Origin of the sequence: Clostridium sp. L2-50, assembly GCF_000154245.1 — a bacterium.
Classification (GTDB): Bacteria; Bacillota; Clostridia; order Lachnospirales; family Lachnospiraceae; genus Coprococcus.
Genome location: NZ_DS480329.1, coordinates 1 through 14,855 on the forward strand (window position 1 = coordinate 1; position 14,855 = coordinate 14,855).

Annotated in this window: 10 protein-coding genes; 9 read left to right on the forward strand and 1 reads right to left on the reverse strand. The window is 42.2% G+C overall.

Annotated elements, in window-relative coordinates; all coding sequences use genetic code 11:
- The first annotated feature begins 261 nt into the window (after positions 1 to 261).
- Together CLOL250_RS12630 and CLOL250_RS12635 are read left to right on the forward strand one after the other, a co-directional pair.
- Entirely contained in the window at positions 262 to 1,419 is a 1,158-nt protein-coding gene (locus CLOL250_RS12630) for an exonuclease SbcCD subunit D (protein ID WP_008402958.1), read from the forward strand.
- Between the two features lie 2 nt (positions 1,420 to 1,421).
- Positions 1,422 to 4,430 carry an AAA family ATPase gene (locus tag CLOL250_RS12635; protein WP_044946227.1) on the forward strand — a complete coding sequence of 1,003 codons (3,009 nt, stop codon included), beginning with the start codon at positions 1,422 to 1,424 and terminating at the stop codon, positions 4,428 to 4,430.
- A gap of 68 nt (positions 4,431 to 4,498) precedes the next feature.
- On the opposite strand, the gene CLOL250_RS12640 is transcribed toward CLOL250_RS12635, so the two are convergent.
- A complete protein-coding gene (locus tag CLOL250_RS12640) occupies positions 4,499 to 5,683 on the reverse strand; it encodes a DUF4317 domain-containing protein (RefSeq protein ID WP_008402960.1) in 1,185 nt (394 codons plus the stop codon).
- Positions 5,684 to 6,244: 561 nt separating this feature from the next.
- Between CLOL250_RS12640 and CLOL250_RS12645 the strand changes: the two genes are divergently transcribed.
- The 7 genes from CLOL250_RS12645 to CLOL250_RS12675 all read left to right on the forward strand — a co-directional run bounded on the left by CLOL250_RS12645 (position 6,245) and on the right by CLOL250_RS12675 (position 14,798).
- Complete coding sequence (locus CLOL250_RS12645) at positions 6,245 to 6,934, forward strand: response regulator transcription factor (RefSeq protein ID WP_008402963.1); 690 nt, start codon at positions 6,245 to 6,247, stop codon at positions 6,932 to 6,934.
- Positions 6,935 to 6,972: 38 nt separating this feature from the next.
- A complete protein-coding gene (locus CLOL250_RS13490) occupies positions 6,973 to 9,684 on the forward strand; it encodes a sensor histidine kinase (RefSeq protein ID WP_008402964.1) in 2,712 nt (903 codons plus the stop codon).
- Between the two features lie 137 nt (positions 9,685 to 9,821).
- Positions 9,822 to 10,124, forward strand: a complete 303-nt coding sequence (locus CLOL250_RS12655) for a transcriptional repressor (RefSeq protein ID WP_008402965.1) — start codon at positions 9,822 to 9,824, stop codon at positions 10,122 to 10,124.
- 475 nt (positions 10,125 to 10,599) lie between these two features.
- Positions 10,600 to 11,046 carry a division/cell wall cluster transcriptional repressor MraZ gene (gene mraZ, locus CLOL250_RS12660; RefSeq protein ID WP_021944496.1) on the forward strand — a complete coding sequence of 149 codons (447 nt, stop codon included), beginning with the start codon at positions 10,600 to 10,602 and terminating at the stop codon, positions 11,044 to 11,046.
- 17 nt (positions 11,047 to 11,063) lie between these two features.
- Positions 11,064 to 12,008 carry a 16S rRNA (cytosine(1402)-N(4))-methyltransferase RsmH gene (gene rsmH, locus CLOL250_RS12665; RefSeq protein WP_008402967.1) on the forward strand — a complete coding sequence of 315 codons (945 nt, stop codon included), beginning with the start codon at positions 11,064 to 11,066 and terminating at the stop codon, positions 12,006 to 12,008.
- A gap of 15 nt (positions 12,009 to 12,023) precedes the next feature.
- A complete protein-coding gene (locus CLOL250_RS12670; protein WP_008402968.1) occupies positions 12,024 to 12,590 on the forward strand; it encodes a hypothetical protein in 567 nt (188 codons plus the stop codon).
- A gap of 75 nt (positions 12,591 to 12,665) precedes the next feature.
- On the forward strand, positions 12,666 to 14,798 hold the full coding sequence (locus CLOL250_RS12675) for a peptidoglycan D,D-transpeptidase FtsI family protein (protein WP_008402969.1): 2,133 nt from the start codon (positions 12,666 to 12,668) through the stop codon (positions 14,796 to 14,798).
- The last annotated feature ends 57 nt before the right edge of the window (positions 14,799 to 14,855 follow it).

Below are 14,855 nucleotides of genomic sequence, written 5' to 3' on the forward strand. Positions count from 1 at the left end.
ATTTCGAAAGTTCGAAGAATGTTGACCCTCTTGCCTCATAATGCTAAACTTAACTTATTTAAAAACCAACATTCATTTCAAAGACAGAAAGTTTCTATCCTTAGAACTTATGGAACAAACCTGTTTGAATGCCGGTACTTAGCGATCCACGAAGTGGGAGCTTAGAACCGCTGCATGAAAACAGAGCGAGAGCGATTTGCGTAATAAGTTACTAAGGATAGAAACTTTCGTCTGGGAAACGTGGGAAAGGAGACAACAACGATGAAGCTGTTTCATTTGTCGGATCTGCACATTGGCAAGATCGTAAATGGATATGAGATGTGGGAAGACCAGCGCTATGTGTTTGACCAGATCCTTGCATATGTAAGAGAAGAACAGCCGGATGCCGTGATGATCGCAGGAGATATCTATGACAAAGCAGTTCCATCCGCAAAAGCAGTAACAGAATTTGATGAATTCCTGACTGAACTTGCAGACAGCGGAACGATCATCCTCATTATCAGTGGCAATCATGATTCGGCAGAACGTCTGGATTTTGCCAGCAGTATCATGAAAAAGCAGAATATATATATGAAAGGAACCTATGGTGGAGAAGCCATGAAGGTGACGATGCAGGATAAATGGGGAGATGTGAATTTTTATCTGATGCCGTTTGTAAAGCCGTCAAACGTAAAAAATACATTATCGGATTTAACAGAAGAACCGGAGAAAGAGTCAGCAGCCTTAACATATACAGAAGCCATGCAGCAGGCAGTTGCAGCCATGCAAGTTGATCCGGGGAAAAGGAATGTACTGATCGCCCATCAGAACGTAACAAATAGTGGAGTGAACCGGCGGTCGGATTCGGAGACAATATCGATCGGTGGACTGGATAATATTGACCGTACTGTATTTGATATATTTGACTATGTGGCACTTGGACATCTTCATTCTCCACAGCAGATCGGAAAGCCGGAGATTCGGTACTGTGGCACACCGGTTATCTATTCTATGTCGGAAGCCGACGATCAGAAATCTGTCACAGTGGTAGAACTTGGAGAAAAAGGAAAGCTTTCGATCCGTGAACTGCCCCTGCACCAGCTTCATGCGTGGTACAATTTTACGGGTACACTTGATGAAGCCATGAGCCGGGAAGCAAATGAAGATTATGCGAGAATTGTGCTAACGGATAAGGAAACGATCATTGATGTTCAGGCGAGACTTCGGACCGTGTATAAGAACCTGATGTCAGTAGAATTCCAGATGGCAGATGGCAGCAGACCGGAACAGGAACGGACACTTGAGGATGTGAAGAATCTTGCACCTGATGAGGCATTTGCGGATTTCTATAACAGAAAGATGAAACGGGAGCTGTCCGATGAAAATGCGGTTTATATCAGACAGTTGATCCGGGATTATTATGAACAGAGACAGGGGTGAAGATGATGCGGCCACTGGTACTTACAATGGAAGCGTTTGGAACGTATATAGAAAAAACGGAGATTGACTTTCGAAAATTTGGGAAACAGGGACTTTTTCTGATCTCGGGAGATACCGGATCGGGAAAGACAACGATATTTGACGGAATCATGTATGCCCTTTACGGAGAGACCAGCGCAGGAAGCGGGAAGAATAACACCGGACGAAACGGTGAAATGCTCCGAAGTGATTTTGCAGATCCAAAGCAGCTTACTTATGTAGAGCTGTTATTTGAAAGCGGCGGTCATGAATATAAGGTCTGGCGAAGTCCGGCGTATGAGAGACCGGGATACAAATCCATGAAGCAGGCAGAAGTGCGCTGGATGGAGGATGGACAGGAGACAGAGCTGAAAGCGGCAGATATTGATGGTAAGCGGACAGCAGGGGTGATCGGCAGGGTAAGAGAGGTGCTGGGACTTACGGCCGATCAGTTCCGACAGGTTGCGATGATCGCACAGGGAGATTTTAAGAAGCTGTTAGTTGCGGATACGAAGACCCGAAGCGATATCTTTAAGACGATATTTGATACGAAGATTTATGAATATATCCAGAACAGGATCGCACAGGACTGTAAAGAGGCAGAGGGGGTCTATACAGAGCTTGTTGCAAAGGTAGATCGTACGATAGAGGGAGTAGAGCTGCCGGATGAAACGGAGCTTTATAAAACAGGGCTTCAGGATCTGCCGGAGCATCTGGAAAATCGTCATCTGGCATTTGATGATATTCTGGAAGAGCTGCACAGCCTGAATCAGATCGAAGAAAAGCAGGCGAAAGATCTGCATCATCAGATTGAGAGTTATACACAGACCAATAACCAATATGACAACTGGTATACAGCAATCGAGAAAAATAAGAGAATCATTGGTCAGACCTATGATGGCTATGTGGCACATCTCGATGCATACAGACAGGTGAAGCAGGAATTTGTCAGTGCAGAAGCACAGAATCATAGTATGGAAGCACAGTCTACAGAACCGCTTATGCTGAGACAGGCGGAGCTTCAGAAACAGGCAGATTCTTTTGTGCGGTTAAATGAGATGGAGAAAGAACTGCTGCTTGTGGAGCAGGTATGCCATCAGGCAGGAAAGAAAAGACAGGATATTCTTGCAACAAAGAAGAAACTTCAGAAGCAGACCGAGGAGCTGGAACAGATCGTGAATCCGGGTGACACTTCACAGGTGAAGCTTGAGAAGGTTCAGACAGAAAAGAAGCAGATTGCAGAACGTATGCAGCGGTTACAGGAGCTTGAAAAAGAATGTCTGGAGATTGATCATCTGGAAATTAAGAAACAGCAGATGGTGGTTGATAATCGGAGCGCATTTGAGAAGCGGAATCAGGCAAATGCGAATTACGAGGAAGCTATCAGAAATCGGAATGATCAGATCTGTGGAGAACTGGCAGCGAACCTACAGGAGGGAACACCGTGTCCGGTCTGTGGAAGTAAGACACATCCGGAAAAGGCACATTGTGACGGAGCTGTTGTAACAGAAGAAATGGTAAAGAAGCTTCGTGCTGCATTTGATCAGGCGGATGCTTCATTCAGACGAAAAGAAAATGAACTTGGAAGCCTGAATGGTCGTCTGGAAGAAAAACGGAATCAGACAACAGCAGCGGTTATGGAGATGGCAGCCTTTACCATACCGGATCAGACAGCACAGGCTGATGTTCTGATAGATGAGGTCAGAAAACTACATGTAATCTGGGAGAAAAGGACAGAGGAAACAGAAGCCAGACTGCGGACACTTGAGAAAGAGCACAGAAGTTATCAGGAACATAAAAGGCAGCTTGGCGAGCTTCGTTTGCAGATAAAAGAACTGGAAGAAACGGAAGTGCGGGTAACAGAGGAATATCAGGAGGCAGACCGGAGTTACACGGCAAAGCAGGCAGCCGCGGCACAGATGCGACAGGAGATCCGGGGGGATGAGTCGGATATCCTGAAGCAACTGCAACAGGTGAGAAATGAGATTGCCGAGGTGAACCGGAAGAAGACAGAGGCAAGAGATACTTATAATAAACTTGCAAAGGAACTCTCTGCACTGGAAACAAATCTGAAACGTGATGCAGAAGATCAGAATATGCAATACAGACAGGAATGGCAGTTGGAGAAAGATGTTCTTTCTGCACTTGAAACGGACAGCGGAGAAATGAACACATCTGTAAATGACGAAAGTGTGATACAGAAGCTTCCTGACAGCAATCAAGAAAATGATTTTGCAGATGAACAGGAACTGGAAAAGCAGGCAGGCGGCTACGGAGAATGTTATACACATTTCTGTACGACATCAACGGTTCTGCTTGAACAGATATCCGGGCAGATAGAACGCACGATCCGGAAGAAAAACAGTGTTGCCATCAGGCATGATGCAATCGCGGAACGATTAGTTAAGAATAAGGCAGCATACAGCAAATTAAAGAAGGATTATGGAGCATATCTGAATATCTATAAGAAATACAGTAAGCTTCAGGATCTTTCACAGGCCGCACTTGGTAATTATAAGCTGGAAACCTATATACAGGAGGTCTATTTTGACCGCATTATAGACAGTGCGAATCACAGACTGCGCCAGATCGTATGCAACCAGTTTGAGCTGAAACGCGGACAGAAGACTGCAGGAAACAGAGGGCTTGATTTGTTCGTGCTGGATCATCGGACGGGAAAAGAAAGAGATGTCAAAACACTGTCCGGCGGGGAAGCATTTGTAGCATCTCTGTCTATGGCACTTGGACTTGCCGATATTGTATCTGCAAATGCGGCAGGTGTAAGAATTGATACATTATTTATCGATGAAGGCTTTGGCTCACTGGATTCTGATATTCTGGAGCAGGCATTAAATGTACTGGCTGAGTTGTCCGAGTCCGATCATCTGGTTGGTATCATATCTCATGTGGAAGAGCTGAAGCATCGTATCGACCGCCAGATCCTGGTTACTAAGGATCATCAGGGCGGCAGTCATGTGGAGATACAGGTGTAAAAAATATACCCCACTGATCATAGGAAGATATCTGCTTACAGGCATTTGTATGATCAGTGGGGCATTTTTTAATATTTTACAGGAATTCCGTTTACGGATACTTCATCTGTGATCTCGATTACGATACATTTCCGTCCATCGATCTCACGGGTCTCTACGAGATCGGCGCGGTCAGGATTGACCTTGATCACAACCTCCGGAGTCTTTACTTCAAATGATTTTGTACTGGCGATATTATTTGCATAGAGCTGTACTTTTCCCGGAGCCGGTGCAGGCAGCGTCTCTTCGGAACCTTCGGCAACCGGACGCTGGTTCACGGAAGCAGCAGCGGCGCGATCAAAGTTTGCATCAAAGGTCTGCAGTTTTTCTTCGGATACTCCCGAGGTTTCCAGAAGATTCTTTAATGAATTTCTGGATAAGGTCAGTGGCTCCGGACTATCTTTTTGTTCCTCGATCATTTCATTCAGATTCTCATGGATATTCCGGATCACTTCATAATCACAGTCCATTCCGAGTGTATCGGTGATGATCGTCTGGAACGCCTCTTTCTGATTACCGGCAGTTACAGGCATTCCCGTTCCGAGAATATAGCGGATAAATTCTTCATGGATTTCCTCCGGCTTCTTCGTATAGTAGAGGACATTATGGATATCGGCTGTCCGGTCGATAAATGCAGGGAACAGGAAACCGATATCAGGAACATCCACGATCCAGTCACGGATACGGTTGTGGAAGGTGTTCTCCGAATCAAAATAACTAAGTCCTGCCTTTGACAGATTAACATGGCAGATACAGCACATGATGTATTCGTAGATCTCATCCGAGGCATCATCCATTGTCAGTCCGTCTGTGGTCTTTCCGGGTACGTCATATATATCATGGATCAGCAGGATCAGATAGTTTCCGGTATAGTCATAATTCTCGATTACCTTATCATAGAACTGGTCGATCAGTTCATCATCCTCTAATTTGCTGTTACGCAGCTTTAACAGAAATTCCTGCGTACCGCCGTCAAATTCCGAATCTGTGGGAAACGGCATCGTGATCAGATTCTTTCCGATCGAGCCGGACAGATTTTTCTTAAAGATCTCAAAATATTTAAATGCTTCCTCCTCCGGCAGAGAGAGAAATGCTTCCTTCATTGTCGCAATTTTACGTCTGTCACCATCCACATAGCAGCCACAGATCTTATCGATCGAACAGGTAGCCTGCGCAAACTGATGCCGGATTTCCAGAACCTCTTTCTTTGTCATATGTATCAAACTCCTTTATAAAAACTTTAATAGTGCATTATGTGTTTCATGCATTCTATGCATTTAAAAAATCTAAAATAAGCCTAATAAGTGTATCACCTAAAAAAAACAAAGACAAGAATTGACATCCATAACTTTTAATATTTCACATGGTTAACAATGATATTTAGATTTGTAAAAACAAATGTGTAATAAGTATATTGCCATACCAATATACAGATAGAAGTGTGGAATGATATATTTCATGTAGCAAACCTATCCGAGTGCCGGTACTTAAGTTGCGTCTTTTGCAACTTTATGTACCGCTGCATCGAGGATAGAACGAGAGTGATTTGCGAAATGAAGATATATCATTCCACACTTCTATCGTCCCCACATCTTAATAAATCTTAAGGATATCCCAAATTGTATCTTAATGGTAGAAAGCCTTACAATGATACCGTCAAAGAAAGATATGGAAAATATCAGCGGTTTGCTGTATCCTAAAAAGGAATGCGTGGTGCGCACACGTACCCGATAAGATACAGACAACAATCATATTTTCGGACGAGGAGAAAAGAAATGTATAATATACTAATTTGCGATGATGAGAAAGATATCGTATCAGCTTTAAAGATTTACCTGAAAACATCCGGCTACAATATTTATGAAGCTTACAACGGAAAAGAAGCGTTAGAGCAGATCAAAGAGCATGACATCCATTTGGTGTTAATGGATATCATGATGCCGGAGATGGATGGGATCACAGCGATGTTAAAGATCCGCGAGGAGACGAATCTGCCGGTTATCCTTCTGACCGCAAAGAGTGAAGATACAGATAAGATCCTTGGACTGGAAGTGGGTGCAGATGATTACATTACCAAGCCGTTTAATCCGGTAGAGGTGATCGCCAGAGTGAAATCGCAGCTTCGAAGATATATGCAGCTTGGAAGCGGACAGATCAAGAAAGATGCGATCGTGATCGGGGGAATTGAGTTGAATGATAATTCCAAGCAGGTTACGGTCGATGGCAAACTGGTCAGTCTGACACCGACAGAATATGATATTTTAAGACTTCTGATGGAACATCCGGGACAGGTATTTTCACCGAGAGATATTTACAAGGAAGTCTGGAAAGAAACACCGCTCGGAGCCGAAGGTTCGGTAGCTGTCCATATCCGTCATTTGCGTGAAAAGATAGAGATTAATCCCGGAGAACCAAGATATATCAAGGTGATCTGGGGCAGAGGTTATAAGATGGAATATCAGTAAACCTCTATACAGTCTGACAGGAATGGAGAATGCGAAACATGAATAAGTTAAAAAATAACAATCCCTTTAAATTACTGATCTATACGTTATTTTTTATCACCTGCAGCGTTGGATTTATATTGGGTTATGTACTGCTTGATATGTATGAAGCCGGAATATTTCAGGGCAGATCGGAATCGGAGCTGCGGGCAGAACTGGAAGCGGATTATCAGAGCGAGATGTTGACTACCTGTGTGAATCGTGGTGCCGAGTATATTAGAAATACTCTGGATATCAGTTACAGTGATGATGAATGGGGAGACTATGAATACGATCCCGATGCTTTGCAGAAAAAGGATATGAATCATGATAATGTTGTCGATGCAAGTGATTTTCTGATGCTGTTGTCGGAAAAGGAAAATGCATTTGATAAATATGATCGTACCTATAAAGAGGATTTGGAGAAAATATATGGATATGCGAAAACAGATCTGTATGTGAGTGTTGGTGATGATTGGGATTCTTCAAAAACGGGTGAATCAAATTCCATTATGCTGGCGCAGACAGATAATCTGCCGGAAAAAGCATTAGTATATGGAGTTTTAGGAGAGAAAGCAGTTGTCAGTACGACGACCGGTATTCCTACAGGAAAGATTCTGAGATATGATACCTATAAGGAAGCACAGAGTATCGGTGTGGAAAAAGAAGGAAACAATTATAATTATGTTAACCTGCGTATGCCGGATGAAGCAGCTCTTTCCAGGTCAGAGGTGTCTGATGATTATGGAATTGATCTGAGTGATCTGGAGGGAAATACCACAGATACGGAAGCAGAGACGGAAGCCGAAACCAAGAATTCAGGAATATCGGAAGAGTCTGCAACATCAGAAGATTCAACAACAATGGAGGAGGAAATAGAGAGTTCCGGTTCATACAATACGCCGGAGGGAGTAACGATTTCTTATAATAGAAATCAGATAGCGATCACAGCAAACGGAACGACAAAGCAGTACGAGTATTATGCGGAGGATGATATGTATTATCCGATCATAAAAGATGGATATACCGTAATCGTTGGCAATTATGCAGGAGACGATATTACGATATATGCTTCCGGTAATTTATATATCGACGGCACATCTGACGTTTCTTCACGTATGAATAAGAGCCTACAGGCGATCAGCAAGGCTGCTTCGGGAAAGAACAGAATCCTGCTCTTCTTTGGACTTGATTTTGTTTTGTGTATCATATTCATGATCACAAGTATGGTATTATCCGGTAAAGACGGTGTTGTAAGAAAAACAGAAAAGGTTCCGGTTGAAATTATATTGACTGGAATAGTCGTTTTGATAAGTCTGTTGATTGCTTTTGCACAGAATATCAGTTATTCCTTATCATATGCTTATTATAGTTACAGCGGTACAGACCGGCTTCATTATTTTATTGATAGCAATATTACAGGACATGATATTGAGACTATTGTATGTCTGATCGGTTTGGGTTGTATCTGTACGGTCGGACTTTTACTGATCAACAATCTGATCGCAAGAGTCAAACAGTCGAATCTGCTTAATACATCATGGATTGTCAGACTGGGTCGCAAACTATTTGGAAAATCGGGAAAGATAACCGCATTTTTCCGGTATGTATTCAGCAAGGTTCCATTTATAATAAAAGCGTTCCTTTTGTATATCGTAATTACGATCGTTGAAATTATAGTAGCATTGCTTGTTTTTAATGCTGTATATATAAATGAAGCTGGATTTATTGTATTAATGCTGTTGAAGATCATCTGTGCAATTGCCTATATGGCATTTGTCTGTATGATGCAGGAGCTTTTCCAGGGTGGTGACAAGCTTGCAAAGGGCGAGTATGGTCATAAGGTAAATACAAGATTCATGTTTGGAAAGTTCAAAGAACATGGCGAGAATCTGAATCATATCAATGAAGGTGTCCAGCTTGCGGTAGATGACCGGATGAAAAGTGAACGGATGAAGACGGAGCTTATCACGAATGTATCGCATGATATCAAGACACCGCTTACTTCTATTATTAACTATGTCGATCTGCTTCAGAAGGAGGATATTGAAAAAGAACCTGAGGCTTCTTATATAGAAGTAATAGCAAGGCAGTCAGCAAGGTTAAAAAAACTGATCGTGGATCTTGTGGATGCTTCTAAGGCATCGACCGGAAATGTAAAGGTAGAGCTTGTAAACATGGATGCGAATATGATCGCAGAACAGGCATCCGGTGAATATATTGACAAATTGATGCAGAAGAACATCACGCTGGTAACGAATCTCGCAAAGGATCGCGCAGGGATCGAAGCAGATGGCAGACACCTCTGGAGAGTATTTGATAATCTATTAAATAATGCATTCAAATATACGATGCCGGGGACTCGGTTATATGTAAATACTTATATAACCGATGAAGATGGAAATGTGATCCGTGATCTTAAAAAGAGCATCAAAGAACCTGCGAAGGTATGTATAGAGTTCAAGAACATATCAGAAGCACCGCTGAATATTTCAAGTGATGAACTGATGGAACGCTTTGTAAGAGGTGACAGTTCCAGAAATACAGAGGGAAGCGGACTCGGCTTATCCATTACAAGAAGCCTGTGTCAGCTTCAACATGCGGATTTTAACATTGTGATCGATGGAGATCTGTTTAAGGCTGTGATTACATTTGCATACTGTAAAGAACCACAGGAAGATCAGGATGTGGATCAGACAGAAGCTGCAGAAGCCATAGATATTGAACAGTAGTCACCGGGATTCGGAAAAAACAGTTATTTGTTCACAAAATATATAAATAATTATTGACAACTAACGAATGTTAGAATATACTAACCAACATAAGAACGTAGTAGTTATATTTATTGATATAAAAATGGAGGAATAAAATGATTGTTCAGGAAATCCGTAATGACAATGTGTTTGGTTATGTAAGATATCAGGGAGAACCAAACCGGAAGGATGCAGTGATCGAGAAGCTTAGAAAACAGGGATTTCGCATTACAAAACAGAGATGCATTCTGTTAGATATTATTCTGGATGAAGACTGTTCTTCTTGTAAGGAAATATATTACAAGGCTGTCAAAAGAGATGACAGCATAGGAATCGCAACGGTATACAGAATGGTGAACACTCTGGAAGACATAGGTGTGATCAGCAGAAAGAATATGTACAAGGTTGCGTGTTTCTAAAAATGGGATCATCCCCCACCGGAATGTACACTCAGGTGTAAAAACACATACAAACATACAAACGGGACATCCACAATGGCGTGGATGTCCTTTTTTGTGTATCGTAGTTCTGTAGTTGCCCCTGCAGCCTCCTGTATAATAAGCCTGACTTGCTAAGTTTCTATTCGACTCGCACGCCGATTTGTCAGCAGTCGCCCTAACTCACCCTTATGGGTTCAAACAAGGGCTTGGTGCTGACAGCTAGTGCAAGTCTCATAAACGAAACTACGCAAATGTCAATACTTATTATACAGGAGATTGCAGGGGCAACTACGAAACTACGATGCACAAAAAATTAAGGCAGCTACAAATGTGAAATTTTCATATTTGTGGTTGCTTTTTTTAGTTAAGTAGTATAGAATTACCCTATAAGTGGAGTGAAGTGGTGGATTGGTGCCACAAAGTGGAGGAAATGAGTCGAAAGAAGGTGGAATGAGTGTCCAAGTGTTTAACAGGTGAATATGAACACAGATTAGATACCAAAGGGCGACTTATCATGCCATCCAAGCTTAGAGAGGAACTCGGCTGCACCTTCATGATCACAAAAGGTCTGGACAATTGTCTGTATGTTTATCCGAATGATGAATGGCAGCAGTTTGCGGACAAGCTGAACCAGCTCCCGATGACGAATAAGAGTGCGAGACAGTTCAAGCGTTTCTTCAACTCAGGAGCAGTAAAGTGCGAAACGGATGCACAGGGTCGAGTGATCATTCCACAGACACTTCGTACATTTGCCAATATCGAAAAAGATGTTGTCATCATAGGTAACGGAGAAAAAGCAGAAATCTGGAATAAGGAAGCATGGGATGAGATCAATAATGAAGAATCCCTGAATATGGATGAGATTGCAGACAAGCTGGACGAACTGGATTTCAGAATATAAGGACAGAAGTGGTAGTTATGGAATTTAAACATACATCGGTTTTACTGGATGAAACCATTGAAAATTTGAATATCAAACCGAATGGTGTTTATATGGATGGAACCCTTGGGGGAGCCGGACATTCGAGAGAAATAGCGAAAAGACTTGGATCGGATGGTCATCTGATCGGCATCGATCAGGATGGTGAGGCGATCGCGACAGCGAAAGAACGACTGGCAGAGTACGGTGATCGTATCACAGTCGTAAGAGATAACTATCAGAATTTTAAAAGCATACTAGACGAGCTAAATATAAGTCAGGTGGACGGGATACTGCTGGATCTCGGCGTATCTTCATATCAACTCGATAATGCGGATAGAGGATTCACATATCGGGTTGATGCTCCCCTTGATATGCGTATGGATGATCGCCAGACAAAGACTGCGAAGGATATCGTAAATGGATATACCGAGCAGGAGCTCTTTCATATACTTAAGGAATATGGCGAAGAACGATTTGCAAAAAGCATTGCATATCATATTGTGAAATATCGTGAGAATAAAGAGATAGAAACGACAGAAGAATTAAACGATATCATCCGTGGATCGATTCCCGCAAAAGTAAGAAATGCTCAGGGACATCCTTCAAAGCAGACATTTCAGGCGATTCGCATCGAATTGAATCATGAGCTTGAAGTACTGACGAATTCCATTGATGGAATGATCGACTGTTTAAAACCGGGCGGAAGATTATGTATCATCACATTCCATTCGTTAGAAGACAGGATTGTGAAAAATGCATTTCGTAAAAATGAAAACCCGTGCATTTGTCCACCGAATTTTCCGGTGTGCACATGCGGAAGAAAATCAAAAGGAAAAGTGATAACAAGAAAACCGATTCTTCCAACAGAAGAAGAAATGGAAATAAATTCAAGATCCAAAAGTGCAAAACTCAGGGTGTTTGAAAAAGGTATGAATATATAAAAGGGGTGTTTTAAAATGTCAGAAAGACGGAATCACTACTACATAGACGGAAGTACGGTTCGAAAGCTGGATTATTCAGCAGAACCGGTCAGAAGAGAATATGAACCTGTAAGGAAAACTGAGATGCCGGAACGTCATCCTGCCGGAAGAAGACCGGAGAGACAGACAGCAGCACCTGCAAGAAAGCAGATGCCACAGAGAAAGAAACAGGTAAGAACAAAACAGGCACCGGCTGTCAGACAGAGAGACAGAAGATGGGTAGATGAATTAAGGCATGGACTGTTCTTGACATTTGCGGTAATATGTGCAGTAGGATTATGTTTTATTGTACTGAAATTATCTGCAGATGTAAAAGAAAGCAAGAAAGAGGTTACAAGCCTTCAGAGCCAGCTGAATGAACAGCTGAATGCAAATGCAGAATACAGCTCAGGTCTGGACAGCATGACAGATCTGGATGAAATATATAAGATCGCTACAACAGAACTTGGTATGACATATTCAAAGCCGGGACAAACTGTTTATTATTCACAAAACAGCGATGATTATGTTGTACAGTACAAGAACATTCCTGAGACTAAATAAGCCTCAGGAAATTTTGCGTTATGCAGGAGCAGGAAGAACAGCATAACAGAAAATATTTTATAAAGGTGGAACTATATGTCAATAAAAGGAAAACAGTTCTTAAAAAGAATGAAGACAAGACTGCTTATCATTTTTTTCGCGGCAGTAATATTCTTTGCGGTATTAGTTGCAAGAGTTATTTATATCAGTGTTGCAAAAGGTCAGGAGTATCAGGAGGAAGTGCTGGATCAGAAATCTTATGATAGTCTTGATATACCATTTGAACGGGGAGATATCGTAGACCGAAACGGAAATGTTCTTGCAACAAGCGAGAAGGTATATAATCTTATACTTGAGCCAAAAAATATTCTGCGGACAGAAGCAGGCAAGAAAGCAACAAAGGCTGCGCTGATAAAATATTTCAACATGGAAGAATCGAAGTTCGATGAGTGTATGCAGAATACGGATTCCTTTTACAGTGTCGCCATGAAGGGACTTGCTTATACAGATGTGAAAGCCTTTCAGGAATTTTGCAGTACAAAAGACGGCGCAGATGTGATCGGTGTGCGCTTTGAAGAGGAATATAAAAGAAAATATCCAAATGGCAGTCTTGCCTGCCATTTGCTTGGTTATACAGTAAGCGGAAATGTCGGACAGGGTGGAATCGAAGGCTACTATAACAGCTATCTGAATGGCGTAAACGGTAAGACCTACGGATATCTGACAAATGATAATACCGTAGAATCGGTTACGGTGCCCGCGCAGAATGGATATACAGTAGTATCGACTATCGATCTGAATATTCAGAAGATCATTGAAGATAATATAGAAGAATACATGAAAACGACCGGCGCAAAGAAGATCGGTGTTATTGCGATGGATCCGGATACAGCAGAGGTTCTCGGTATGAGTACATCTTACAGCTATGATCCGAATGAGCCGATGGATACAGATGCGCTTCGTAATATGAAAGTTACTGTTACAGAGAGTACAGAGGCTGCGACGGAAGACAGCAGTGAAGAAGGATCTTCTGAGGACACTACAGATGCAACAACGGAAGAACCGAAAGATCCGGAAAAGATCACATATGATTTTTCATCCATGACAGATGATGAATTTAAGAAGACGATCGATGATCTGACAAGTGATCAGACATATGAAGCCTTAGATGCGGTTTGGAGAAATTACTGTATCAGTGATATCTTAGAGCCGGGTTCTACATTTAAACCGTTTACGATTGCAGGAGCGATTGAAGATGGTGTGGTCAAAGACGGAGATACATTTTATTGTAAGGGTTACGAGATCGTAGCGGATGGTACAGATCCGATCTATTGTCATAACCGAACTGGTGACGGTACACTTACATTAAAGCAGGCATTAGAACAGTCCTGTAACGTGGCATTAATGCAGATTGCAAAGTCAGAAGGAAAAGAAACCTTTTCCAAGTATCAGGATATATTTAATTTTGGAAGCCAGACAGGTATCGATCTTTCCGGTGAGGGAAGCGGACTTGTATATTCGGAAGAAAATCTGAATCCGGTTGAGCTTGCTACTTCATCCTTTGGACAGGGTATCAATGTAACAATGATCCAGATGGCAGCGGCCTTTTGTTCATTGATCAACGGTGGTAATTATTATACACCTCATACGGTCAGACAGATTGTAGATGAGGATGGAAGCATCATAGAGAACAATGAACCGGAACTTGTTCGTAAGACAGTATCAAAGAGCACATCGAATCTGATGAAGCAGTATATGGCCGGCGTAGTTACTGAGGGTACCGGTTCCAGAGCAGCGGTTGAAGGCTATACGATCGGCGGTAAGACAGGTACAGCAGAAAAGATCCCGAGAAATAAGGGAAATTATGTATTATCATTTATAGGATTTTCACCTGTAGAGAATCCACAGATCATGCTCTATGTAGCAGTAGATGAGCCGGATGTAGAGAGTCAGTCTACATCAGGTGCCGGAGCACTTTTATTTCATGCAATCATGGAAGATCTGCTTCCGTATATGAATGTATATCAGAGCAGTGATGAAGATGTAACCTATAATGGTAAAGATGAACCGATCAGTTCTCCATTTGAAGGTGATGTAGAAGATTCGACAGGAGAAGCTTCTTCTACAGAAGAAAGTACAGCAGAAGACGATACCACAGAGGATGATACAACAGCGTCATCCGAGGACACAACAGAGGGTACGACAGAAGCCAAGGTTACAGATGAATAAAAATGGAAATATCCGGGACATTATCGCCGGTGGCATATTTGTCCGGGAAAAGTAATA